This is a genomic window from Pantoea anthophila (genome assembly GCF_026104315.1).
In the GTDB taxonomy this organism is placed as follows: Bacteria; Pseudomonadota; Gammaproteobacteria; order Enterobacterales; family Enterobacteriaceae; genus Pantoea; species Pantoea anthophila.
In genome coordinates, this window is record NZ_CP110473.1 from 1,733,781 (window position 1) to 1,759,096 (window position 25,316).

Annotated in this window: 22 protein-coding genes; 10 read left to right on the plus strand and 12 right to left on the minus strand. The window is 57.9% G+C overall.

What is annotated here, in order from left to right; translation table 11 throughout:
• Positions 1 to 39 precede the first annotated feature (39 nt).
• Both OJ965_RS10565 and yebS read right to left on the minus strand, forming a co-directional pair.
• On the minus strand, positions 40 to 2,673 hold the full coding sequence (locus OJ965_RS10565) for a PqiB family protein (protein ID WP_009089795.1): 2,634 nt from the start codon (positions 2,671 to 2,673) through the stop codon (positions 40 to 42).
• Positions 2,642 to 3,886: a membrane integrity lipid transport subunit YebS gene (yebS, locus tag OJ965_RS10570; protein WP_009089797.1), complete on the minus strand. Its 1,245-nt coding sequence runs from the start codon at positions 3,884 to 3,886 to the stop codon at positions 2,642 to 2,644. Before yebS ends, OJ965_RS10565 begins: the two co-directional genes overlap by 32 nt.
• A 214-nt stretch (positions 3,887 to 4,100) precedes the next feature.
• Between yebS and OJ965_RS10575 the strand changes: the two genes are divergently transcribed.
• From OJ965_RS10575 to htpX, 4 genes are all read left to right on the plus strand, one after another.
• Entirely contained in the window at positions 4,101 to 4,601 is a 501-nt protein-coding gene (locus OJ965_RS10575; protein ID WP_009089799.1) for a GAF domain-containing protein, read from the plus strand.
• A gap of 96 nt (positions 4,602 to 4,697) precedes the next feature.
• A complete protein-coding gene (gene proQ / locus OJ965_RS10580; RefSeq protein WP_009089801.1) occupies positions 4,698 to 5,399 on the plus strand; it encodes an RNA chaperone ProQ in 702 nt (233 codons plus the stop codon).
• 19 nt (positions 5,400 to 5,418) lie between these two features.
• Complete coding sequence (gene prc, locus OJ965_RS10585) at positions 5,419 to 7,458, plus strand: carboxy terminal-processing peptidase (protein ID WP_009089803.1); 2,040 nt, start codon at positions 5,419 to 5,421, stop codon at positions 7,456 to 7,458.
• Positions 7,459 to 7,702: 244 nt separating this feature from the next.
• Complete coding sequence (gene htpX, locus OJ965_RS10590; RefSeq protein WP_009089804.1) at positions 7,703 to 8,587, plus strand: protease HtpX; 885 nt, start codon at positions 7,703 to 7,705, stop codon at positions 8,585 to 8,587.
• A gap of 53 nt (positions 8,588 to 8,640) precedes the next feature.
• Here the strand turns inward: htpX and OJ965_RS10595 are convergent, their stop codons facing one another.
• On the minus strand, positions 8,641 to 10,011 hold the full coding sequence (locus OJ965_RS10595; RefSeq protein ID WP_058957305.1) for an MFS transporter: 1,371 nt from the start codon (positions 10,009 to 10,011) through the stop codon (positions 8,641 to 8,643).
• A 183-nt stretch (positions 10,012 to 10,194) separates the two neighbouring features.
• Here OJ965_RS10595 and kdgR point away from each other — a divergent pair, with 183 nt between their 5' ends.
• A complete protein-coding gene (kdgR, locus tag OJ965_RS10600; RefSeq protein ID WP_265139181.1) occupies positions 10,195 to 10,986 on the plus strand; it encodes a DNA-binding transcriptional regulator KdgR in 792 nt (263 codons plus the stop codon).
• 30 nt (positions 10,987 to 11,016) lie between these two features.
• Here the strand turns inward: kdgR and OJ965_RS10605 are convergent, their stop codons facing one another.
• Positions 11,017 to 11,253, minus strand: a complete 237-nt coding sequence (locus tag OJ965_RS10605; protein WP_009089809.1) for a YobH family protein — start codon at positions 11,251 to 11,253, stop codon at positions 11,017 to 11,019.
• 212 nt (positions 11,254 to 11,465) lie between these two features.
• Here OJ965_RS10605 and OJ965_RS10610 point away from each other — a divergent pair, with 212 nt between their 5' ends.
• The 4 genes from OJ965_RS10610 to rlmA all read left to right on the plus strand — a co-directional run bounded on the left by OJ965_RS10610 (position 11,466) and on the right by rlmA (position 14,567).
• Positions 11,466 to 11,738 (plus strand): YebO family protein, encoded by a 273-nt coding sequence (locus OJ965_RS10610; RefSeq protein WP_009089811.1) that lies wholly within the window; start codon positions 11,466 to 11,468, stop codon positions 11,736 to 11,738.
• A gap of 18 nt (positions 11,739 to 11,756) precedes the next feature.
• Positions 11,757 to 12,761 carry an MBL fold metallo-hydrolase gene (locus OJ965_RS10615; protein WP_265139184.1) on the plus strand — a complete coding sequence of 335 codons (1,005 nt, stop codon included), beginning with the start codon at positions 11,757 to 11,759 and terminating at the stop codon, positions 12,759 to 12,761.
• A 649-nt stretch (positions 12,762 to 13,410) separates the two neighbouring features.
• Positions 13,411 to 13,620: a transcription antiterminator/RNA stability regulator CspE gene (gene cspE / locus OJ965_RS10620; RefSeq protein ID WP_003852684.1), complete on the plus strand. Its 210-nt coding sequence runs from the start codon at positions 13,411 to 13,413 to the stop codon at positions 13,618 to 13,620.
• 137 nt (positions 13,621 to 13,757) lie between these two features.
• Positions 13,758 to 14,567, plus strand: a complete 810-nt coding sequence (gene rlmA, locus OJ965_RS10625) for a 23S rRNA (guanine(745)-N(1))-methyltransferase (protein ID WP_265139193.1) — start codon at positions 13,758 to 13,760, stop codon at positions 14,565 to 14,567.
• Here the strand turns inward: rlmA and OJ965_RS10630 are convergent.
• From OJ965_RS10630 to manX, 4 genes are all read right to left on the minus strand, one after another.
• Positions 14,564 to 15,022 carry a DUF986 family protein gene (locus OJ965_RS10630; RefSeq protein ID WP_265139194.1) on the minus strand — a complete coding sequence of 153 codons (459 nt, stop codon included), beginning with the start codon at positions 15,020 to 15,022 and terminating at the stop codon, positions 14,564 to 14,566. The genes rlmA and OJ965_RS10630 overlap by 4 nt on opposite strands.
• Before the next feature lie 92 nt (positions 15,023 to 15,114).
• Positions 15,115 to 15,960 carry a PTS mannose transporter subunit IID gene (locus OJ965_RS10635; RefSeq protein WP_009089819.1) on the minus strand — a complete coding sequence of 282 codons (846 nt, stop codon included), beginning with the start codon at positions 15,958 to 15,960 and terminating at the stop codon, positions 15,115 to 15,117.
• Between the two features lie 15 nt (positions 15,961 to 15,975).
• The gene (locus OJ965_RS10640; protein ID WP_009089820.1) at positions 15,976 to 16,776 is read right to left on the minus strand and encodes a PTS mannose/fructose/sorbose transporter subunit IIC; all 801 of its coding nucleotides are present in this window, start codon (positions 16,774 to 16,776) and stop codon (positions 15,976 to 15,978) included.
• Between the two features lie 66 nt (positions 16,777 to 16,842).
• Positions 16,843 to 17,805 carry a PTS mannose transporter subunit IIAB gene (gene manX, locus OJ965_RS10645; RefSeq protein WP_154928240.1) on the minus strand — a complete coding sequence of 321 codons (963 nt, stop codon included), beginning with the start codon at positions 17,803 to 17,805 and terminating at the stop codon, positions 16,843 to 16,845.
• 504 nt (positions 17,806 to 18,309) lie between these two features.
• On the opposite strand from manX, the gene OJ965_RS10650 reads away from it, so the two are divergent.
• Positions 18,310 to 19,890 (plus strand): TerC family protein, encoded by a 1,581-nt coding sequence (locus tag OJ965_RS10650; RefSeq protein WP_265139195.1) that lies wholly within the window; start codon positions 18,310 to 18,312, stop codon positions 19,888 to 19,890.
• A 129-nt stretch (positions 19,891 to 20,019) separates the two neighbouring features.
• Here OJ965_RS10650 and OJ965_RS10655 read toward each other — a convergent pair whose 3' ends face one another.
• From OJ965_RS10655 to pabB, 4 genes are all read right to left on the minus strand, one after another.
• Complete coding sequence (locus OJ965_RS10655) at positions 20,020 to 21,588, minus strand: EAL domain-containing protein (protein ID WP_265139196.1); 1,569 nt, start codon at positions 21,586 to 21,588, stop codon at positions 20,020 to 20,022.
• 224 nt (positions 21,589 to 21,812) lie between these two features.
• Positions 21,813 to 23,177, minus strand: a complete 1,365-nt coding sequence (locus OJ965_RS10660; RefSeq protein ID WP_046101949.1) for an L-serine ammonia-lyase — start codon at positions 23,175 to 23,177, stop codon at positions 21,813 to 21,815.
• A gap of 186 nt (positions 23,178 to 23,363) precedes the next feature.
• Positions 23,364 to 23,927: a CoA pyrophosphatase gene (locus OJ965_RS10665; RefSeq protein ID WP_140028624.1), complete on the minus strand. Its 564-nt coding sequence runs from the start codon at positions 23,925 to 23,927 to the stop codon at positions 23,364 to 23,366.
• Positions 23,911 to 25,290 (minus strand): aminodeoxychorismate synthase component 1, encoded by a 1,380-nt coding sequence (pabB, locus tag OJ965_RS10670; RefSeq protein ID WP_150029512.1) that lies wholly within the window; start codon positions 25,288 to 25,290, stop codon positions 23,911 to 23,913. The genes OJ965_RS10665 and pabB overlap by 17 nt, the downstream gene beginning before the upstream one ends.
• Between the last annotated feature and the right edge of the window lie 26 nt (positions 25,291 to 25,316).

Consider the following 25,316-nt stretch of genomic DNA (forward strand, 5'->3'; position numbering starts at 1 on the left):
AACCAGGCGGGCAGCATCAGACTGCCCGCCTGACCTGACTTAGCGCGGAGACGGAATCGCCGTTCCCCAGTTGCGCCAATCCTTCGGCGCTTCATCCTGCAGCAGGAAGTGTTTATCCGGCGTCGCCTGCGGAGCCAGCGGCACCGTTGGCGGGGTGGCAAACTGGATGCCGCCGCGAATAAACTGCTGGAAGGTGCCGGTTTTCACCACGCCGCCAATCAGACCGAAGTCGAGGTTGTAGCCGGACGCCAGCCAGAACACCGAGTTATTCCGCACCAGATGCTGATACTTCTTGCTGATACGCAGGGCAATCTGCACGCGATCCGCCATATTGCCCAGCGACGTGCCGGTCACGGTGCCCACTTCCACGCCGCGGAACAGCACCGGGGTGCCCAGCGACAGGGAACCGGCTTCGGTGGCATCAACGTAAATATTCAGGCCATTCAGGTAGCGCGAATCGGTAATGGTGCTCTCCTGCAGCTCAAAGGTGCGCACGGCACCGCCTTTGCCCGGGTCCACGTTAACGTAAGGCTGCAACAGCGTTTCAAGATGATTCACCCCCGTTGCGGAAATCTCTGGAGAGACCACCGAGAAACGGCTGCCGAGGCGGGCAAAATCATCCACATATTCGGGATAGAGCACCGCTTTGGCGACGACCTGATTGTTATCTTTACTGAGCGAAAGCGACTCCACCTGGCCGACATTGATGCCCAGGTAACGAATCGGCATCCCGGCTGAAAGCTTGCTGGCGTCATAGGTGTGCAGGGTAATCTGACTGCCCACCGCGCGGGCGGCGGTTTCAGACGGGTAGAGCACACGCTTGACCCCTTTGGCCGACTTCGCACCGGTCATGTTGTCGAAGCTGATTGCACCTTTCAGCGCCCGGTTTAGCGGCGATGCCTGAACTGTCAGGCCGCTGCCGTTAAGACTGACGCGGGCGCCGCCCTCGGCCCAGAAGACGCTTTCGCTGGTCAGCAGCTTGCGATACTCCGGCTGGATGTGCACCGCGATATCAAAGGCGTCAGCGCGCGGCGTGACTTTCACAATCTCACCGACCTGAAACTTGCGGTACAGCACCACCGACCCCGCCTGCACGTCAGGCAGACTGTTGGCGGTCAGTGTCAGGGTGGTGGAGGGGCCATCACCGGTAATGCCTTCTTCCGCTTTTTCCGCATCGGCAAACAGCGGATAGGCGGTTTTCGGCTCGCCTTTCCTGCCCGGCTCCAGCCGGATGCCGCCATCGACCCATTCACGGGCGCTGGCACCTAACACCTGCATTCCGTCGAGACCAAATTTCACATCGAGCCGGCTGTTGACGATAAATTTGCTGTCCCCGTGCACCAGGCTGCGATTCTCAGGATTCACCGCGACCACGAAATTGACGCCATTCTCATCCAGAGAGCGCGACATCACCTGACCAATCTGCATGCCGTGCAGCATCAGCGGCTGCCCCTGATCGATACCGTAGCTCTCCGGCGCACTCAGTCTGACCGTCAGCACGTTGGGTTTCTGCAGCAGCGTCTCATTTGATGCCAGCACGGTGTAGTGCTGCTGCGGCTCACCTTCGCCGGGAACCAGTTCCAGCGTGTTACCGGTCAGCAGCGCACTGAGGCTGGTATCGGTCAGGCTGATTTTCGGGCTGTGCATCTCAATGCGGGTGCCGCTGCGCATCAGACCGACCACCGACGGATCAATCGTCAGCTCGCCGGTCACCTTGCCGCCATCCTGTAGGTTGAGCTTAGTCAGCGTGCCAACCTCCAGTCCCTGATAGATCAGCGGCGTGCTGCCCGCTTTAAGGTTATTGCCGTTGGGCAGATCCAGGGTAATCAGCACGCCGCGCTGACTGTGCGCCAGGTCAGGGTAGAGCCGGTAGTTCTGCTCCGCTTTAGCCTCTCCGGCATTTTCCGGGGAGTCAAAGGCAATCGCGCCATTCACCAGCGCCGCCAGGCTCTCCAGCTGCACTTTGGCACCGCTCAGGCTGACATCAGCATTGACGCCGGAGACGTTCCAGAAGCGACTGTTGGTTTTCACCAGATGGGTGAAGCGACGGTCAATCAGCACATCAATCGCTACCCCGTCGGATTTGCTGTTGATGTTGTAGTCATAGACCCGGCCAACCGGAATCTTGCGGTAGTAGACCAGCGAACCGGTATTGAGCGAGCCGAGATCGGGGGCATGCAGATGGATCAGCAGTTCGCCGGTGTTCACCCGATATTTCGGCTGGGTATCGAGCGCGGTAAAGGCCTCGCTGGGTTTCCCTTTGCCGGGCATCATCCCGATATAGTTACCGCCGACCAGCGCATCCAGTCCCGACACGCCAGCCAGTGAGGCTTTCGGCGTCACCAGCCAGAACTGGGTGTCTTCGCGCAGCGCGTCGCGCATATCGCTCTTGATGCTGGCTTTGATCTGAATACGGCGATAGTCGTCGCTGAGATTAATGCCCTGCACGGTGCCCACTTCCACACCCTGATAACGGATCGGGGTACGGCCCGGCACAATCCCATCCGCCGTCTGGAAATTGATGGTGATGGTGGTGCCGCGCTCCTGGTAGTTGGTCCAGAGCAGCCAGCAGGCGATCAGCATCGCAATTATCGGCAGCAGCCAGAAGGGCGAAACTTTACGCTTATTGCGCAGCGTGGCGTTAGTCGGTGTAGTCGGCGTTTCCTGTTGCATGTGCATCCCAGAGCAGGCGGCTGTCCAGCCACTCAACAGACATAATGGTCAGGATAACGGCGGCGCCAAAAAAGAGCGCCGCCGGTCCCATGGTAAAAGCCAGCAGCTGATCGCGATTGACCAGCGACATGGTTAACGAAATGACAAACAGATCCAGCATTGACCAGCGGCCAACCCAGGTGACAAACCGCAGTAACCGGATGCGGGTGCGCAGCCCCTGTTCACAGCGGAAATGGATGCTGAGCAGCAGAGTCAGCATCACCAGCACTTTGGTAAAGGGCACCAGAATACTGGCGATAAACACAATCGCGGCGACCGGCACATTACCTTCACCCAGCGACAGAATGCCCGAGAAGATGGTGTCCTCACGCCGTGAACCGTTGAGGTACACCACGGAAATAGGCAGCAGGTTCGCCGGGATCAGCAGCACAATCGAGGCAATCAGCGCCGCCCAGGATTTTTGCAGGCTGTGGCGGCGACGGAAGTCGAGCGGTGTGTGGCAGCGCGGGCAGCGCCCCCGTTCGTCCGGCAGGCCGGTATGGTGACAGTTCAGGCAGACCTGCATCTCGTCACGCGCCATATTGCCGGGCTGCTGCGGGTAGAAATGCTCCCACAGCTGCTCCATGTTGAGATGGATCAGCGTCAGCACGCTCAGCACCGTCAGGGCGATGTAAGCCGCCAGCCCATACCCAATCTCCAGCGAAGCATAGTCCTGCACCTTAATCGACGCCACGGCAATGCCGATCAGGTAGATATCGAGCATCACCCACTCTTTCAGCTTTTCCAGCATCAGCAGCACGGGCCGCAGGTTCATGCCCAGCCGGTGACCGATACCGAGATAGCAGATGCCGGCCACCAGGGTGATCGGCGCGCCCAGGGTGCAGAAGGCCACCATTGACGCCGTCAGGACATCTCCCTGCTGCGTCATCTGAATCACGCCTTCCAGCACGCTGGCATTGATGCGCATCCCCAGCAGACGGATATCCACCAGCGGCAGGGAAAACGCAAACGGCATCAGCACCATCATGGTGGCGGCCATGGCCATCAGACGTGTCATCGACCAGTCGTGACCGCTGACTATCCGGGCGTTGCAGCGCGGACAGTAGGCCGCCTGATGCGATTTCACATCCGGTAAGGAAAAAAGGGTATCGCATTGCGGGCAACGCTGATAACGTGCGTGAGGCAATGTCTGGCTGATAGCGTGAATTTTCATAGGGTGGTGCAATTTTCGCTCGTCAGAAGTAACAGATATCGGTCATTAAGACATTGTCTGTGTGCCTGTCTCGGGCATCACGCTTCGATCCACAGAATGCTAAGGTTATAGTAACTAACGCTATGATTCACCTTGTCGCTCTGGATAATTAAAACTTATTTTTAACGAACGGTCTCAATAAACCCGTTCAGATGTCATTGGTAACGGTTGAATAATGAACAAAACTGCCTTTTACGCCGATCTAAATCGCGATATGCGAGCCCTGCTGGCGGGCGAAACGGCGTTTCTCGCCGCGATGGGAAACTTTAGCGCGCTGCTGTATGAACGTCTCGATGGCGTGAACTGGGCAGGTTTCTACCTGCTGACGGAAGCCGATACGCTGGTGCTGGGCCCGTTCCAGGGCAAAATCGCCTGTGTGCGCATTCCGGTCGGTAAAGGTGTGTGTGGCACGGCGCTGGCAGAAGAGAAAGTGCAACGCGTGGATGATGTGCATGCCTTCCCGGGCCACATCGCCTGCGACGCTGCCAGCAACGCTGAGATTGTGATTCCTCTGAAAGTGAATGGCACTGTGGTTGGGGTGCTGGACATCGACAGCGTGGATTACAATCGTTTTGACAGCGATGACGAATCAGGGCTGGTCACACTGACTGATGGGCTTTGTGAAGTGCTTGCGAACAGCGACTTAGAAAAATATCTGCAGCTGACGCGCAGCTAATCGACTGGATCACATGGCATTTAGCGATGTTGTCATTATAATGTCGCCTGTTCATGCCTGCGCTGGTCGGCAAACCCGTTGTAATCAGGAAATTTCATGGAAAATCAACCTAAGTTGAATAGCAGTAAAGAAGTCATCACTTTTCTGGCGGAGCGCTTTCCGCACTGCTTTAGCGCTGAAGGTGAAGCGCGTCCGCTCAAAATCGGTATCTTTCAGGATCTGGTCGAGCGTGTTCAGGGCGAAATGAGCCTGAGCAAAACACAGCTGCGTTCCGCGCTGCGTCTTTATACGTCGAGCTGGCGTTATCTCTACGGCATCAAAGCCGGTGCTATCCGTGTCGATCTCGACGGTAACGCCTGTGGCGTGCTGGATGAGCAGCACGTCGAGCATGCGCGTAAGCAGCTTGAAGAAGCGAAAGCGCGTGTTCAGGCACAGCGCGATCAGCAGCGTGCCGCCCGTCGTGAAGCGGGTGAAAGCGAAGAGGGCGCGGCACCGCGTCGCGCGCGCAAGCCTGCTGCACGTAAGCCTGCCGAGGGCGACGCCGCACGCAAACCGCGTCCGCAGACTGCTGCACCGCGTGCGACCGCCTCACAGCATCGCAAACCAGCCCCACGTCCGGAGCAGGAAGCCCGACCCATCACTGATACCTCAACTTTGCAACCCGGCCAGAGTATTAAAGTTAAAGCAGGCAAAAGTGCGATGGACGCTACCGTTCTTGAAGTATCGAAAGACGGCGTTCGGGTCCAGCTCGCTTCCGGCATGGCAATGATTGTGCGCGCAGAACACTTGCAGTTCTGAAACGGAGGCTAACCCCGGCATGAACACCCTTTTCAAAGTTGGACTTATTGCGGGCCTGCTGTTAGCAGGCCCAACGTTCGGCGCGGAGAATATCACCCGCGCCGATCAGATCCCCCAGCTTCACGAAGACCCGCAGGACCCGACGGTCAGTGAGCGTGTCACCTCACGCTTCACCCGTTCCCACTACCGCCAGTTCGACCTGGATCAGAACTTTTCAGCGAAGATTTTCGATCGCTATCTGAACATGCTCGACTACAGCCACAATGTGCTGCTGGCGTCGGATGTGGCGCAGTTTGCCAGCAAAAAAACCACCGTCGGCGATGAGCTGCGCAGTGGCAAGCTGGACCTCTTTTACGACCTCTATAATCTGGCGCAGAAACGCCGTTTTGAGCGCTATCAGTATGCGCTGACGGTGCTGGCGCGTCCGATGAACTTCAGCGGCAATGACACTATCGACATTGACCGCGGCAAGGCTCCCTGGCCGAAAGATGAAGCCGAGCTGAATGCTCTGTGGGATGCCAAGGTCAAATATGACCAGCTGAGCCTGAAGCTGGCGGGTAAAACCGACCAGGAGATTCGCGACGTTCTGACCAAGCGTTATAACTTCGCGATTCGCCGTCTCGCCCAGAGCAACGGTGAGGACGTTTTCCAGCTGGTAATGAACGCCTTTGCCCGCGAAATCGATCCGCACACCAGCTACCTGTCGCCACGTAACACCGAGCAGTTCAACACCGAGATGAGCCTGTCTCTGGAAGGGATTGGTGCCGTGCTGCAGATGGATGACGACTACACCGTCATCAACTCGATGGTTGCGGGTGGACCGGCAGCGAAAAGTAAATCCATCACGGTGGGCGATCGCATCGTCGGCGTCGGTCAGCCCGGCAAGCCGATGGAAGATGTGATTGGCTGGCGTCTGGATGACGTGGTGGCGAAAATCAAAGGACCGAAAGGCAGCAAAGTGCGCCTTGAGATCCTGCCAGCCGGTAAGGGCACCAAAACCCGCACCGTGACGCTGACGCGTGAGAAAATCCGTCTGGAAGATCGCGCCGTCAAAATGAGCATCAAGAATGTCGGTAAACAGAAAGTGGGCGTGCTCGACATTCCTGGTTTCTATGTCGGTCTCACCGATGACGTGAAGGTTCAGCTGCAGAAGCTGCAGAAGCAGAACGTTGACAGCGTCGTGATCGATCTGCGGACCAACGGCGGCGGTGCGCTGACCGAAGCGGTATCGCTCTCCGGTCTGTTTATTCCGAGTGGTCCGGTTGTTCAGGTGCGCGACAACAATGGTCGGGTGCGTGAAGACAGCGACAACGACGGCGTGGTCTACTACAAAGGACCGCTGGTGGTGCTGGTTGACCGTTTCAGCGCCTCCGCCTCTGAGATCTTCGCTGCTGCGATGCAGGATTACGGACGTGCAGTGATCGTCGGCGAGCCGACCTTCGGGAAGGGCACCGTGCAGCAGTATCGCTCTCTGAACCGCATCTACGATCAGATGCTGCGTCCGGAGTGGCCGGCGTTAGGCTCCGTTTCCTATACCATTCAGAAGTTCTACCGGATTAACGGTGGCAGTACTCAGCGTAAAGGCGTCACGCCCGATCTGCTGATGCCAACCGGGGTGGAAGCGGCTGAAACCGGTGAGAAGTTCGAAGATAACGCACTGCCGTGGGACAGCATCAAAGCGGCGACCTACGTCAAAACCGGCGATGTCAAACCGCTGGTGGCGCAGCTGACGAAGCAGCACGCTGAACGTATTGCCCAGGATCGTGAGTTCCAGTACATCATGAAGGACATTGCGCGTTTCAATGCCCTGAAAGATAAACGCAACATTGTGTCGCTCAACCTCGCTCAGCGCGAGAAAGAGAATCACGAAGATGATGCGTTACGTCTGGAGCGTATCAACGCGCGTTATCAGGCCGAAGGCAAAAAACCGCTGAAAAACCTGGACGAGCTGCCGAAAGATTATAAAGAGCCCGATCCTTACCTCGATGAGACGGTGAAGATTGCGAACGATCTGGCGCAGCTGGAGAAATCCCAGCCGGAAGCGCCCGCGGCGAAATAAGCCGCGGCTATGAGAAAAAGCACCGCCTGGCGGTGCTTTTTTTTGCCTGCGGGAGGGTCATTCCGCCGTAATCATTAGCCGCCGTAATCGTGCCAGCGTGACGGTCGGCGCAGCAGGCGTGACAAAATGTAAAGTTATGTCTTTTTAGGCACTTAAACGTTAAGGTCGCTTGAAAAGCGCCCCAATGCACATAGGATATCTATCCGCGTATAGGCGCGTGAACTACTGAGGAAGATTAACGATTATGATGCGTATTGCTCTTTTCCTGATGACCAACCTGGCTGTGATGTTGGTATTCGGGCTGATTCTCAGCCTGACAGGGATCCAGTCAAGCAGTGTCCAGGGCCTGATGATCATGGCAGGCCTGTTTGGCTTCGGCGGTGCGTTTGTTTCACTGCTGATGTCGAAGTGGATGGCACTGCGATCGGTGGGTGGTGAAGTGATTGAACAGCCGCGCAATGAAACGGAGCGCTGGCTGATGGAGACGATCGGCCGTCAGGCCCAACAGGCGGGCATTGCGATGCCACAGGTCGCGATTTATCACGCGCCTGACATCAACGCCTTTGCCACGGGTGCACGTCGTAACGCCTCGCTGGTAGCGGTTTCAACCGGTCTGCTGCAGAACATGAGCCGCGATGAGGCTGAAGCGGTTCTGGCGCACGAAGTGTCGCATATCGCGAACGGCGACATGATCACTATGACCCTGATTCAGGGTGTGGTGAACACCTTCGTGATTTTCGTGTCCCGTATTCTGGCGCAGATCGCGGCGGGCTTCATGTCCGGCAACCGTGACGATGGCGAAGAGAGCAGCAACGGCAACCCGCTGGTCTATTTTGCGGTGTCGATGGTGCTGGAGCTGGTGTTTGGTATTCTTGCCAGCATTATCACCATGTGGTTCTCCCGTCACCGCGAGTTCCACGCCGATGCCGGTTCAGCGAAGCTGGTCGGCCGTGAGAAGATGATTGCGGCGCTGCAGCGTCTGAAAACCAGCTACGAACCGCAGGAGCCGAGCAGCATGATGGCGTTCTGCATCAACGGCAAAGGCAAGTCGTTCAGCGAGCTGTTTATGTCGCATCCCCCGCTGGACAAACGTATTGAAGCCCTGCGCAGCGGCCAGTATCTGAAATAGCCCTAAGCGGCATAAAAAAGGCGACCCTCGGGTCGCCTTTTCTTTTTCGTCCCTCAGGCGCGATTCTGCGTCATGCGTGACACGCTGACCAGCGCCGCCACCGCGGCAAAACTGCCCGCCAGCAGCAGCGAGGCGTGCGTGCCTTGCTCATCAAACAGATTAAACATCAGCGCAACCAGCGCGGCTCCCGCACTCTGACCCAGCAGACGCGCGGTACCCAGCATGCCGCTGGCACCGCCGCTGCGATGGCGGGGCGCTGAGGTGACAATGGTATGGTTGTTGGGCGACTGAAACAGCCCGAAACCGGCACCGCACAGCATCATGCGCCAGATGATATCGCCGTCGCCGGGATTCGCCGGTAGCCAGGCAAGCAGAAACAGCCCCAGCGCGAACATCGCCAGACCGATGCCCCCCAGCAGCCCGGCGTGCACCCGCCCAATCAGCCGGCCGGCAATCGGCGCAAACACCATGGTGGCCAGCGGCCAGGGTGTCAGGAGTAAACCGGTGGCCACCTCATCACGCTGCAGGACGTTTTGCAGAAAGAAGGGCAGCGACACCATGGCGAGCATCTGCGCGCAGAACGAACAGACCGACGTCCCCATCGACAGGCTGAAAATCGGGATACGCAGCAGGTCAACCGGTAACAGCGGCACGGTCATCGCGAGCTGGCGACGGATGAAGAACCACCCGACAACCAGCAGTCCGATCACTTCTGACAGCACCAGCAGGTGACTCTGACCCTGCGCAAAACCGCTCAATGCGGAGATGATCAGCCCAAAGAACAGGGCGTTCATGATGGCGCTGGGCACATCAAATTTCTGCGTAGTGGCTTTCTGCGGATTATCAGGCAGCGTCCGCAGCGCCAGCCAGAGTGCTACGGCACCCAGCGGGACGTTAATCAGAAACAGCCATTTCCAGCTCGCCACCGACAGAATGGCGGCCGCCACCGTCGGGCCCGCCGCCGTCGAAACCGCCACCACCAGCGAGTTGATGGCCATACCGCGCCCCAGATAGCGCTGCGGATAGATAATGCGTATCAGGGCGGTATTGACGCTCATCAGCGCCGCGCCGCCCAGCCCCTGCAGAACACGGGCGCAGGTCAGCATGGTGAGTGAGGTGGAGAAGGCGCAGAAGACCGACGTCACAATAAACAGCGCCAGACCTGTCTGATACACGCGACGATAGCCCAGCATGTCACCGAGGAAGGAGAGCGACAGCAGCGAGACGATAATTGCAATCTGATAGGCGTTCACTATCCAGATGGACTGCGCCGGGCTGGCGTTCAGTTCACGTGAGATGGTGGGCAGCGCCACGTTGGCGATCGCGCCATCTAATACCGCCATCGTGAGTCCGAGCGCGATGGTGATAATCGCCATATAGCGCTGAGCGCCAGGTAAACCATCCTGAGGAGGGGAGAGTGTCATAGGTTAATTACTAAAGAGGGTGAATATCATCATGCTAATGAAGTTGACGCGAAATTGCAGTGTCCGGAGGTGAAAAAGATCGCGTGACCGGCGACACCGGGGTGAAACCATTGCCGCTTTCCGCTGCGTCACTCTATACTGGCGTTCTGTCTTATTTTTGTAACTGATTGAACAAGGTGCGCGATGTCCTCTGCTGAAAATGGCAAACAGCCCGATTCCGTCTCCTCCGTGCTGAAAGTGTTTGGCATTTTGCAGGCGCTGGGTGAAGAGCGCGACCACAGCATCACTGAGCTGGCGCAGCGCGTGATGATGTCAAAAAGCACGGTCTACCGTTTTCTGCAAACCATGAAAACGCTGGGCTATGTCACCCAGGAAGGTGAGAGCGAAAAGTACTCCCTGACGCTCAAACTGTTCGAGCTGGGGGCGAAGGCGCTGCAGAATGTCGATTTGATCCGTAGCGCGGATCTGCAGATGCGGGAGCTGTCGCGTCTGACCCGTGAGACCGTGCATCTGGGCGCGCTGGAAGAGGAGAGCATTGTCTACATCCATAAAATCGACTCGCTCTATAACCTGCGCATGTATTCGCGCATTGGTCGCCGCAATCCGCTCTATTCCACCGCGATTGGCAAGGTGCTGCTCGCCTGGCGCGACCGCGAGGAAACGGAAGAGATTCTGCGGCACGTAGAGTTCAGACGCAGCACGCCGAATACGCTGATGAGCGCGGACGCCCTGCTGGCGGCGCTGGACGAGGTGAAGGCGCAGGGTTATGGCGAAGATAATGAAGAGCAGGAGGAGGGGTTACGCTGCCTCGCTGTGCCGGTCTTTGATCGCTTCGGGGTGGTGATTGCCGGCCTCAGCCTCTCTTTCCCCACGATCCGTTTTTCAGAAGAGGCGCGTCAGGATTATGTGGAGATGCTGCAGCGGGCGGCGCGTACGATCTCCTCGGAAATGGGCTTTCACGCCTATCCTTTCTGAACAGCGCGGGCCATGCGGCCCGCGCTTTCATCAGTTATCGATCACTTCTCCGCTTTTCTTCAGCAGCGGACAATCGGTTACGCCGACCACGCCGCTGTCCGTGTGCAGATACTGGGCGTTAATCACACCGCGCGCGGTAAGATAGCTGCACTGCAGGCCCAGTCCCGCTGCATTCTTAGTGCTGCCGGTTAACACGCCATAACCGGTAAAGAGCATCGCCAGCCAGATCACCGCCAGCAAGCCTACCATGCGAATAAACAGTTTCATTGTATCTCCTTGTGAAAGGTAACTCAGCGCTCCACCTGGTGCTGCCGGTCAGAATGATAGCAGCATGCCTGGCTTTTCGGCGGGAATCGATCAGAGATAACTGAAACGGCAAATTCTGCTTTGCCGTTAACCCCATTATCTTTTGTGATGGCGACAGGTAGAATACGCGGTTGTCGTGTTCTGGCGTTTTCACTTTGTTTTATGAGGCAGTTATGAATGAGTTAGCCGCAAATCCGGGCCCCCTGGTCAGCTATGGCCTGCTGGTCATCATTTTGATTGTGGCGTTTATCGCCTGGTTCTTTGTTAATCGTGCCAGCGTTCGAGCCGGTGAGCAGATCCGTTTGCTGGAATCGCTGCTGGAAGAGCAGAAAAAACAGAATCAGCTGCTGCGTCGTCTGATTGAGCTGCAGCCTGGCGCGGAGAGTAAAAAACCCGAAGATGAGCGGGAGAAGCGCGACTTTATCCGGTTAATCCCGGAACGTTAATCAGAACAGAGAGGCGGGATGAGCGGGAAGAATCCGTGGTATGACAGCAGCAAAGCGCACCATACGCCAGAGGGCTTCCGTAACCCTGAGCCGGAAGCGCGTCAGCCTGGCGATCTCCGGCGCTGGCGTCGGGAGCGAAAAGCGCAGAGTCTTCCGATGCCACCGCAACAGGGCTATGACGCTTTTGTTGAAGAGTGGTGGCAACCCGCCGATCTCAGCGGCAGTGACGATCGCCTCTGGTGGCTGGGCCATGCCGCCGTGCTGTTGCGGCTCAATCAGCGTTACATTCTGATCGATCCCGCCCTCTCATCCCGCGCCTCGCCGTTCTCTTTTGCCGGACCGCAGCGCAAAACCCCCGCGCCGCTCAGCATTGCCGACCTGCCGCATCTGGATGCCGTGCTGATTTCTCACAATCATTACGACCATCTGGATCGGCCGACGGTCAAAGCGATTGTCCGGCGTTTCCCGCAGGCCACCTTTGTTGTGCCGCTGGGCCTGGCGGCGTGGTGCCGCGCCCGGGGAGTGCAGCAGGTACATCAGGCTGACTGGTGGCAGCAGGTCAGGGTGGGCGATCTCTGTTTTGATGCGGTTCCGGCGCGTCACTGGAGTATGCGGTCGCCCCGCGATCGCAACCGTTCGCTCTGGTGCGGCTGGGTCGTGCGTTCATCCTCCGTGCGCTTCTGGTTCTCCGGTGACAGTGGCTACAGCGACAGCCTGCTGGCGATCCCCACCCGGCTTGGCCCCTTCAGCGTGACAGCCTTACCGATTGGTGCCTATGCACCGAAATGGTTCATGGCAGGCCAGCATATGGACCCCGATCAGGCCGTGGCACTCTGGCAGGCGGCGGGCAGACCGCTGACGCTGCCTATCCACTGGGGCGTATTTGAACTGGCTGATGAGGCACTGGATGCGCCTCCGCAGGAACTGGCTGCGGCACTGCGGCGGGCAGAGGAGGAGCAGGGCAGCTTCGCACCCTGGCGAATAGGGGAAAGCCGCAGCCTGAATAATCCACCCCAGGAATAATCCTGGAGCCGGGGAAGACGGTTACACCGGCTTTTTTTAACAGAAATCATTTTTTATCACATTAATGGTTAAATTTTTAATAAGCCGGATTCGCGCGGCTGCTTTTATTTGGAGCAGGGCTCATGGCAGTTTCCTGTTTTTGGTGCAGGAGAGAAGATACCTGTACCAAATAAAAAGTGTCGTACAGGATTAACGTCAGGTTATTGCTGCTTCGCTTTCCTGTCGCTTCGCTTATCAATTCGCTTACTGCCATATTTGTGAAATATTAATTTCTTATGGTATCCATTGAGTTAGCCCGGACGAGAAGGCATCCGGAGGAAATGAACCTGCGGGTTCATTATATTTATGCCGGGTTTTAGCGCCGCGACAGAACAGGCTGTGTGAGCCTTCTGGCAATTGTGCGTGCTGCCTCTCTGAGACTTTAAAAATGGCTTGCCATTGTTTTTAGGATATGTGATAACAATTCGTGGGTTAAACGAGGTACAGTTCTGTTTATGCATGGCATCTTCAGTGAAGAAGTACGAGTAAAGACGTTGACGTTGAATACCGCTTCCTTGCCGAACCTTAATTAGTGCCTCATGCAGTAACGTCTCTGGTTTTTCTGTAAGACAGCCTTCGGGCTAAATAAACATCTAAAGGAATTTGCAAAATGGCAAAGATTAAAGGTCAGGTTAAGTGGTTCAACGAGTCTAAAGGTTTTGGTTTTATCACCCCTGCAGACGGCAGCAAAGATGTGTTCGTACACTTCTCTGCCATCCAGGGCAATGGTTTCAAAACCCTGGCTGAAGGCCAGAGCGTTGAGTTCGAAATTCAGGATGGCCAGAAAGGTCCGGCAGCTGTTAACGTCACTGCTATCTGATTCGACTCCGCCTCGGTGCATCGCACCCTGATATGGATTCTCAAAGCCCTGGCCGGTCGGCCGGGGCTTTCTTTATGCTTCCGATGCGTAAACGATAAGGTTACACTGCGCCGCGTTATCTGATGCCGGAGTCCCCTATGTCGTTGATTTGCCCGCTTTGCCACTCTCCTCTGACTTTCCATGCCCGCAGCTGGTCCTGCGAGAATCGCCATCAGTTTGATCAGGCGAAAGAGGGGTATGTCAATCTGCTGCCCGTTCAGCATAAACGGTCGCGTGAGCCAGGTGACAGTGCAGAGATGATGCAGGCTCGACGGGAATTTCTGCAGGCGGGCTATTATCAGCCGCTGCGTGAGCAGGTCGTCGCGCTGCTGCAACCGGTGCTGAACCTGCCGGAGAGCCAGATTCTGGATATCGGCTGTGGCGAAGGCTACTACACCGCTGCGCTGGCAGAGGCGGCAGGGGAAGGCGGACAGGTGTATGGCCTGGATGTGGCCAGAATGGCTATCCGCCTCGCCGCTAAGCGTTATCCCGCGGTGCGGTTCTGCGTAGCCTCCAGCCAGCGTCTGCCTTTTGCCGATGGCTCGCTGGATGCCGTGGTGCGGATTTACGCGCCCTGCAATGAAGCGGAACTGGCCCGCGTCCTGAAGCCCGGCGGCACGGTACTGACGGTAACGCCCGGACCGCATCATCTGCAGCAGTTTAAAGCCCTGATCTATCGCGACGTGCAGCTGCATACGGCAGAGCAGAAAACCTACCCGGGCTTCCGGCAGGTGGCGCAGCATACGCTGCGTTATCCGATGGCGCTGACGGGCGGGGCCGCAACGACCCTGCTGCAGATGACGCCTTTTGCGTGGCGGGCGCGGGAAGCGGTCTGGGAGACGCTGCAGCAGAGCGAGTCGTTCAGTTGTGATGCCGACTTTACCCTGACGCAGTGGCAGCGCGACTAGCGCGCCTCAACCAGCGTATTATAGATGCGCTCCAGATCGTCGAGCTGCTGCACCGCAATCAGCAGCCGGCGCTGCTCCAGCTGAATGACCAGAATGCCATCCTCAGAGAGATTCATGCCCTGAATCCGCCGGTAATCAATCCAGACACCGGCATAAAATAACCCTTCGGCTTTCATCAGCAGCGTGGGCCTGCGCAGCCAGAAAAGCCAGAACGCCAGAAAGCTCAGCACCATCAGCAGGGTGGTGGTGAGCTGCGGGCCGTGATGGGTGATGTTGTTTCCCAGCAGAATCAGCAGCAGCCCGATGAAAATCAGGCTGTCGATTTTGTGCCGTCGCTGCAGGGCGACCCGTAAGCGGACAGGCCCGCGTCGACGCGGCAGAATCACCTCGTCATAAAGGGCGAACAGCAGCAGGGCGGCAATGCAGAGCGCGATAAGCGCATCAGTTAATGACATAACATCTGGCCTCAAACGGGGTGAGCTCAGCCGGTTGTGGCTCAGCTCACTACGCTTAAAAGCCGGGCGCCAGCGCGCCCGGCCGGTTGAGATTACAGACCGAGCAGGCCGATCCAGTAACCAAAAATACCGATGGCAAAGAAGCCGACGATAATCCACAGCGCGTTGACCTTACGGCGCAACAGCCACATACAGCCGAAGGTCAGCAGCAGCGGCACGATGCCTGGCATCAGCTGATCGAGGATCGACTGCACCGTGGTGACGGTGGTCTTACCGGTGGAGTCGGTGATACGCGACACCACCAGCGGGATGTTGACGTGCGTCCACTTGTTTACCAGCGCGCCCATCACAAACAGGCCGAGAATCGAGGCGCCCTCCGTGAGTTTCTGCAGAAATCCGCCGCCCATATCGCTGACGATATCGATCCCTTTGCGATAGCCATACGCCACGCCGTAGTAGCGGGTCAGCAGGCGCGCCAGGTTAAACAGCACAAAGAACAGCAGAGGGCCCAGCAGGCTGCCGCTCATCGCGATGCCGGCACCCAGCGCGGCAAACACCGGACGCACGGTGCCCCAGAAGATCGGGTCGCCGACACCCGCCAGCGGGCCCATCAGACCGACTTTCAGGCCGTTGATGGCACCGTCGTCGATAGGCGCGCCGTTGGCACGCTGCTCCTCCATCGCCATGGTAACGCCGAGCACCGGCGCGGCCACATAAGGATGGGTGTTGAAGAACTCCAGATGGCGCTTGATTGCCTGCCTGCGCTCATCATTATTCTCCGGATAGAGACGGCGGATCACCGGCACCATTGAGAAGCAGAAGCCCAGCGCCTGCATACGTTCAAAATTCCACGATCCCTGAAACAGGTTCGAGCGCATAAAGACGGCGCGGACGTCACCGGGTGTCAGTTTCTTTTCGACTTTCGTAATATCAACCATGTGATCACCTGTTCCTTAATCGAGTTCGTTATCAAGATCGTTCGCGGTCGCCGGGCCGGAAGGGGCCCCCGCTACACGGTTGTATTTCGGGCTGAGCTGAATGTAGAGCACCGCCATCACCACACCAATGACCCCCAGCGCCACCAGGTTAAAGTTGGTAAAGGCCGCGGTGACAAAGCCGAGATAGAAGAAGGGCATCAGGTAGCCCGCGCGCATCATGTTGATGACCATCGCGTAACCGACCACCACAATCATGCCGCCCGCGATATTCAGACCATTGGTGACCACCTCAGGGATCGAACTGAGCAGGGCGTGAACCGCACTGGTGCCGACGGAGATCGCCACAATCAGCGCCGGGATAGCGATACGCATCGCCTGCAGCAGCAGGGCAGAGACATGGATCCAGGAGATAGCGGTGAGGTTGCCTTTCTCTGCGGCTTTGTCCGCGGCATGCTGGAAGGCGACGGTCAGGGTTCGCACGATGATGGTCAGCACCTGTCCGGCGGCGGCCAGCGGGATGGCCAGCGCAATACCGGCTCCCACACTCTGACCGCCCGCGATCACCAGAATGGTAGAGATGATGGAGGCGAGAGCGGCATCGGGGGCCACGGCGGCACCGATGTTCATCCAGCCCAGCGCAATCATCTCCAGCGTTCCGCCGATGATAATGCCGGTTTTCATATCCCCCAGCACGATACCAATCAGGGTACAGGCCACCAGCGGACGGTGAAACTGGAACTCATCCAGAATCGACCCCATGCCGGCAATACAGGCAACAATAAAAATCAGAATAATTTGTAGCGAGGTTATTTCCATCATACTTCTTGTCCTCAGCAGGATAGCGAAAATGAGCCCGGAAACGCAGGCGCAGCAGCTCTTCTGTTATGCGTTTACTTTCGCAATCAGATCCATCATTTTCAGTTTCTGATCGCTGGAAACCTTACGCACTTCCAGTTCGATATGGCGTTCATTCAGTTTGCGGAAGGCGGCGATATCTTTTTCATCCACCGAAACCGCATTGTTGACCTGGGTTTTTCCCTGACGGAACGCCATCCCGCCGATGTTGACGGTCCTGATATCGACACCCTGTTCCACCACGCGCAGAACGTCGGTGGGGTTGGTAAACAGCAGCATCACCCGATCCTGACCATACTTTGGGTTATTCCACACCCGAACCATCTTATCGACATCGACCACATGCGCCGTCACGCCGGGCGGCGCGACCTGCGTCAGCAGGGTTTTGCGGACGTGATCCTTTGCCACCTCATCGCTGACCACAATAATGCGCTGAACGTTTGTCTCTTTGGTCCAGCGCGTCGCGACCTGGCCGTGGATCAGGCGATCATCGATACGTGCCAGCCCGATCTTCATATGGTCGCCGGGAGCCATCGGCTTAGCCGGTTGCGCGGGCGCAGCCGGTTTCACGGCGGCGGGCGCGGGCACCTCCTCTTTGGCTTTCAGCGCTTTAACGCCTTCACGGCCGGTCTCAACCGCCACTGCCACCAGCTCGTCGAGCGTCGGGTTGTCATCGCGCGCCATCAGCGTTTCGACCAGCATCGGGATATTGACCCCGGCGATGACCTCATACTGCGGTTTATCCACCACGATACGGCTGGCCGCATTAAACGGACTGCCACCCCAGGTATCGACTAAAAAGAGTACCCCCTGCGTCGTATCCAGTTTTGCCAGCTGCGTTTCATATTTTTCGATCAGTGTTTCTGCATTTTCACCCGGCACAAAGTCTATCCAGCCGACGTTCTCCTGCTCACCTAACAGCATTTCTGCCGTTTTAAGCAGTTGTTCCGCTGCCCAGCCGTGAGTACCAATTACAATCGCAATGGTCACGTGCTACCTCCGTTCACTAAAGAAGCTCATCTGAGTAAATGGCCCTGTCAGAATCGTTTCGGTTATTTTTACCAGGGTGCTGGCGATGACTGGCTGAGCGCCAGAAATCATCGGTTAACACCGTTAAGGCGGTTAGGTCGCGATTTATTTTAGTGATCGAAAAAATAAATTTTGTGACATTGGTCAGTTATTTACCCCACGGCAGAACGAGTGAATCGTTTTATGCATACGATCAACCTCATTGCAGATTGTAAAAATAAGAAAATTTTTTGACGCCATTTACCGACCTGATACATTAGCCTTCTGTTTATTACTCAGGAGTGTCGGGCTTCAGCCCACCTTTATGGATCGTCACCGACGTCGCTTAATCTGTTCTTTGCGCCTGCTGGCGCGTCACCTTTCGCCTGACGGCGTTTTCTCTGTTTTCCCGACGACCCGGATGTCACGCCTCGCTGCGCCGACAGCCACCGGCTTACTCTTTTCCCTGTTCAGGAGTCATAAATAATGGAATTTTTATTCGACCCCTCAATCTGGGCGGGTTTACTGACGCTTGTCGTACTGGAAATCGTCCTGGGCATCGACAACCTGGTGTTTATTGCCATTCTGGCCGACAAACTGCCGCCGAAGCAGCGTGATAAAGCGCGCCTGATCGGCCTGTCGCTGGCGCTGGTGATGCGTCTGGGTCTGCTCTCGCTGATCTCCTGGATGGTTACGCTCACCACGCCGCTCTTCAGCGTCGGCGGTTTCAGCTTTGCCGGTCGTGATTTAATCCTGCTGGCCGGGGGCCTGTTCCTGCTGTTCAAAGCGACCATGGAACTGCACGAAAGGCTGGAGAACCGTCAGCTCGAGGGCGGCGGGAACCGCGGTTATGCCAGTTTCTGGGCCGTGGTGACACAGATTGTGGTACTGGACGCGGTGTTCTCACTGGATGCCGTTATCACCGCCGTGGGTATGGTGAACCACCTGCCGGTAATGATGACCGCCGTGGTGATTGCGATGGGTGTGATGCTGCTGGCGTCCAAGCCATTAACCAACTTCGTTAACGCGCACCCGACGGTGGTGGTGCTCTGCCTGAGCTTCCTGCTGATGATCGGCCTGTCGCTGGTGGCAGAAGGCTTTGGTTTCCATATTCCGAAAGGTTACCTCTATGCGGCGATTGGCTTCTCAATCCTGATTGAGCTGTTCAACCAGATTGCACGCCGAAACTTTATCCGCCATCAGTCAAACCGGCCGATGCGTGAGCGCACCGCAGAGGCGATTCTGCGCCTGATGGGCGGTCGCAACCGCGCGCAGACGGCGAGCAACAGCAATGCAGGCAGCAGCGAAGAGTCTGCGCTGGCCGAGGCGATGCCGCAGGAAGCCTTTAAAGATGAAGAGCGCTTCATGATTAATGGCGTACTGACGCTGGCGTCCCGCTCCATCCGCAGCATCATGACGCCGCGCGGCGAGATCTCCTGGGTCGATGCGAACCGTCCGCTGGATGAGATTCGCGATCAGCTGCTGGATACGCCTCACAGCCTCTTCCCGGTCTGCCGGGGCGAGCTGGATGAAATTATCGGTGTGGTGCGGGCGAAAGAGTTGCTGGTGGCGCTGGAGCATGGCGTGGATGTGGCGACGTTTGCAGCGAATACGCCTACCATCGTGGTGCCTGAAACGCTGGACCCGATTAACCTGCTTGGCGTGCTGCGTCGTGCACGTGGCAGCTTCGTCATCGTCACCAATGAGTTTGGCGTCGTGCAGGGGCTGATTACGCCGCTGGACGTGCTGGAAGCGATTGCGGGTGAATTCCCGGATGAAGATGAAACGCCGGAGATCGTGGCTGATGGGGATGGCTGGTTAGTGAAGGGCGGCACCGATCTGCACTCGCTGCAGCAGCTGCTCGACTTCCATGAACTGGTCGATCCGACCGAAGATCACGCCTCGCTGGCGGGTCTGCTGATTGCGCAGAAAGGGCAGTTGCCGCTTCCGGGCGACGTGATCGATATCAGCCCGCTGCACTTTCAGATTATCGAAGCGACCGACTACCGTATCGATCTGGTGCGCGTTACCAAAGATAAGCCACACGATGAGGATGAAGAGGCGTAACGCTTTTCGATGCGCGGTCCGTTACTGAGGCCGCGCTGACTCTCTCCGACAGCCGCTGCCTGACCGCCGCGGCTGTTTTTTTATCGGTGGCGGCAAAGCGCCAGGGCACATCGCTTCCGACGCGTCCGGTTATGAGGGCTGCCGCACCTCCAGCCGGTGCTGCGTCAGCCAGGCCGGAAAGTCCTCCAGCGGCATCGGGCGGGCGAAATAGTAGCCCTGCAGATGATCCACCCCGCGTTCGCACAGGTAGGCGGCCTGCTCAGCCGTTTCTACTCCCTCGGCCACCAGGCTGATGTTCAGGCGCTGTGCCAGGGAAATCACCATATCCGTCACCGTCGCGTTGATCGCGTCCGTGCCGATGGCCGCCGTGAATATCTTGTCGATCTTCAGCACGTCAGGCTGCAAATCCTTCAGATAGGAGAGCGAGCTGTGACCGGTGCCGAAGTCGTCAATTGCCAGCCGCACGCCGATCTCGTGCAGTTGCGCAATTACCGACTGATCGACCACCGGCAGGGCATCCCGCTCGGTCAGCTCGACCACCAGCTTCGGCACCGGATTTGCGGGCCACCAGAGGTTCTGCAGATCCTGCAGGATGGCACGGTCCCGGAAATGGCTGGCAGCGACGTTGATGGCGATATGGAAGTCGCGGTCATCCGGTAGCTGGGGTAACTGCCTGACCACCTCATTCAGCACAAAGCGGGTCAGCGGCTTAATCAGGTTCTGACGTTCGGCCAGCGGGATGAAAACATCCGGTGCAATCCAGCCCTGGCGGGGGTTATGCCAGCGCAGCAGCAGCTCGATGCCGTCGCACTCGCCGCTGCTGCTGTTGATTAGCGGCTGACAGTAGACCATAAACTCATTAGCCGTGATGCCATAACTGATTTGCCAGCTCAGGCTCATCCGGTTTGCGGTCGCCAGCCAGACAATGTAGCCCATCAGCAGACTGAGCAGCAGCGCCAGCGGCAGTTGCGAGGGCAGGGTTGCCAGCGCCAGTCGGGTCGGTGAGGGGCCATAGAGCGTCAGAGTAAAGGGGTAACGCAGCGAGCCCTGCTCATAGCTCACCTCCTCTTCCGAGGGTACGGTCGGCTCAATAAGGGGATTACCATACTCCAGACTCTGGCCGTTGACGTTGAACACGGCACGTTCCACCCAGGGCAGCTGCGGTTCGAGCACATAGTTGCTCATCATCTCGATGTTAATTACCTGCAGAATCCCGGCGCGGTTATCGAGGCTTCTGGGGGTCCACAGCAGCAGAACCGGCGAGCCTTTCAGCAGGTATTGGTCGGTGGACAGGGTCATGCGCTGGTTATTAAAAGCTAAATCGGGGTAGGTCTGGCTGAAGGGGATGGCGCGAGGCCCGTAAATACTGGAGCAGTAGATGCTGTCGTTATCCACCAGCAGAATCGCCCGGACGGTCTGCAGGGAAGAGATTTTTTCAATCAGCGGAAAGCGAACGTCCTGACAGGGGACGCCGACCAGACCCAGCGTGTTATTGGCGGATACCTCCAGCGGCGAGAACATCCGATCAAAGCGCATAATCGCTTTGTCGGCAAAATCCATTGCCTGCTGCTCAATACGTGACTTCTCTTCGATATAGCGAAAGGCCAGCGTGAGTATCAGCACTACGGTGGCGATTGACAGTGCAATAAGCAAACGCTTTCGTCTGAATTGTCCAACAAATTGCTGGGCCATATACATCAGTATCCACCTTCCCTAAAGCCAGAAAAAAGCAAAAAATATCGGGGTTAATATCGGCACGGCCCCATTAAAATTGAGGCCGGAATGCAGAAAAGCGGGTCTGGATAGCTGCGCAGGCCGGACGGCTGCGCGGAAAATACTCTACCGTGTAAACCTGCGCTGAGATAGCGCAGGATGCGGATTTGATTACGTTTGCACGTTATTTGAACGTTTAAACGTTTCGCTTAATCACACTGTACTTTAATGGCCAGACCGCCGCGGGAGGTTTCACGATACTTGGCATTCATGTCTTTGCCGGTTTCATACATCGTCTCGATAACCTTATCCAGAGAGACGCGCGGCTCACTGGTGCGGCGCAGGGCCATACGCGCGGCGTTAATCGCTTTGACAGAGGCGATAGCATTACGCTCAATGCAGGGCACCTGCACCTGTCCGGCGACCGGGTCACAGGTCAGACCCAGGTTATGCTCCATGCCGATCTCAGCCGCCACGCAGACCTGCTCCGGGCTGCCGCCCAGCAGCTCTGCCAGCCCGGCCGCCGCCATGGAGCAGGCAACGCCGACTTCACCCTGGCAGCCCACTTCTGCGCCCGAGATGGAGGCGTTCATCTTATAGAGCACGCCAATCGCCCCCGAGGCGAGGAAGTAACGCAGGAAGATATCGGGCGTTACGGGTTCGATAAAATGATCATAGTAGGCGAGCACCGCAGGCACGATACCGCAGGCACCGTTCGTCGGGGCGGTCACCACCCGGCCGCCCGCCGCGTTCTCTTCATTGACGGCCAGCGCAAACATATTGATCCAGTCGATCACAATCATCGGGTCGCTGGAGTGTTTGGTTGAGGAGGTGAGCAGGCGACGCAGCGACGCGGCGCGGCGTGGCACACGCAGAGGACCGGGCAGGACGCCCTCGGTGTTCAGACCGCGATCGATACAGGCCTGCATCGTCTGCCAGATCGTGGCGAAGTAGGCATGGATCTCGTCGCGGCTGTGCAGCGCCAGCTCATTTTTCATCACCAGGCCGGAGAGTGACAGGCCGGTTTCACGGCAGTGCGCCAGCAGATCTTTGGCAGAGTGGAACGGCCACGGAACCGAGACCTCATCCAGCGCCGACTGGCCGAAATGCTCTTCATCAACAATGAACCCGCCACCCACGGAATAGTAGGTTTTTGACAGGATCAGCAGGTCGCCGGCAAAAGCCAGCAGGCGCAGGCCATTTTCATGCAGCGAGAGATTCTCACTGCGAAATACCATGCCGCCTTCGCGCGGGAAGTCGACTTCGTGTGCCCCTTTCGCCACCAGCAGTCGCTCACGCTGCTCGACGTCTTTGATAAAGGCGGGGATCGCATCAATATCGACGGTGTCCGGCGATTCGCCCGCCAGACCCATAATGATGGCGATGTCGGTGTGGTGACCCTTGCCGGTCAGCGACAGGGAACCGTAGACATCCACAGCGATTCGGGTGACCTCCTGCAGCTTTCCCTGTTCGCACAGCAAGTCCACAAACTGTTTACCCGCTTTCATCGGGCCGACAGTATGCGAACTCGAGGGGCCGATGCCCACTTTGAACATGTCGAAAACACTAATCACAGGTGACACTCCTCACAATTATTCTCACTCTGCCGGGGCAGTTTATGGCGCTAATAGTAATGGTCATGCACCGGAAAAGAGCAGCTTTTCGCATGAAATAAACTTATCAAAACCGATAGAAAATATTATAGCGGGGCCCGGCAGGGAGTTGACGGGCTTCCATGAGGTTCGTGCGGGAAAAGGGGGTCAGAAGGCGATCTGCGTGCTCAGTGCGCGGATTATTCCGGCGGTCATCCCCCACACCAGATAATCCTGATAGCGTGACAGCCAGACCGGGTGCCGGACACCGGCCCGATGAACCTCCAGCGAACTGTAGCGGCTGAGCTGTAACGCCTCAGCCAGCGGCATCTCAAAGGCGCTGTGCACCTCATCCGGGTTGAGGGTTAAACGCAGACTGGCCGGAATGATCCCCAGCACCGGCGTCACCTGAAAACCGGTACTGCTGGTCACCGCAGGCAGCGAACCGAGTATCTCGACCTGCTGCGGTTCGATGCCCACTTCTTCATGAGCCTCGCGTAGTGCTGTGGCGATCAGCGAGGCGTCGTCGTCATCCTGCATTCCGCCGGGAAAGGCGACCTGTCCGGCATGTTTGCGCAGGGCGTGCGAGCGCTGTGTCAGCAACAGGCCCGGCTCAGGCCGCGCCACGATGGGTACGAGGACTGCCGCGTGCCGGCCAGAGAGGCGCTGCGTCGTGCGCGCCGGCTGCTGCAACAGAAAGCGGCAGCGAAAAGTCTCAAGCGTCAGAGCCAACTGAACCTCCCGATTGTTCCAGTGCCGGTAAGATCCGGCTCACTTTGTCCAGCGTCTCCTGATATTCCGCGTGCGGATCGCTGTCTGCCACCAGACCGCCACCGGCTGCACAGTAGAGCTGCTGGCCCTCGGCAATCAGGGTGCGAATGGTGATGCTGCTATCCATCCGCCCACAGAGGCTGAGATAGCCAATGCTGCCGCACCAGGCATTGCGCCGCTGGGGCTCCAGTTCATCGATGATCTCCATGGCCCGGATCTTGGGCGCGCCGGTAATCGAGCCTCCCGGAAAACAGGCCCGCAGCAGGTCGGTGGCCTGCAGAGAGGCGGGCAGCCGCGCACGAACCGTACTCACCAGATGATGCACGGCGGGGAAGGGTTCCACCTCAAACAGTGCCGGCACGGTAACGGAGCCGGGCTGCGCCACGCGGCCAATGTCATTGCGCAGTAGGTCGACGATCATCAGGTTCTCGGCCCGATCTTTCTCCGCATGGCGCAGCGCCTCCGCCTGTTGGGCATCCGCTATCGGATCCGCGCAGCGTGGCCGGGTTCCCTTGATCGGGCGGGTTTCGATCTGCCGGTTATTCAGCGAGAGGAAACGCTCCGGCGACAGGCTGAGGATGGCACTCTCCGGCAGGCGAAGAAAAGCGCTGAACGGCGCACGGTTAGCATCATTCAGCTGACAGAACGCCTGCCACTCATCTCCCTGATAAGCCGCCTGGAAACGCTGTGCCAGATTAACCTGGTAGCAGTCACCGGCCTGGATATAGTCCTGAACCGCCGCGAAGCGGGCGGCATAGTCGGCGTAGCTCAGATTAGAACGCCAGCCGCTGGTCAGTGAAAAGGGCAGCGCCTCACGCGCGGGCCACTGTGTCAGCCAGGCGAGCCGCGCCTGCGCCGCCTCCAGCGCCACCAGGGTCAGGGTCTGCTGATGGTGATCGGCAATAAGCGCCCAGTCATAGATCCCTACGGCCATATCGGGCGTGATGAGGTCGGCCTCGGCCCTGGCGGGCAGCGTTTCAAACCGGCGGCCCAGGTCGTAGCCAAACAGACCCAGCGCGCCGCCCTGAAACGGCAGCGTCTCACTGGCGGCAGGCGTCACGCCCAGCGCATCGCACTGCTGCTGCACCAGCAGCAGAGGGTCGGCGGCCGATTCACGGGTGCCGCTGCGATCGCTGATCGAGGTGATCGCCCCGCGGGTCACCAGGGTGGCGCGGGGATTAGCCGTCAGAATATCAAAGCGGTTATCGCTGTGGCTGGCCTGGGCGGAGGAGAGCAGCATCGCCCAGGGCAGATGGGCAATGGGGGCAAAACGCCGGGTCAGCGCATCCGGGGTATAATCAAGCGTGAGGGTTTCAACAATCATCGGGCAGAAAAATCAGCAAGCAAAGA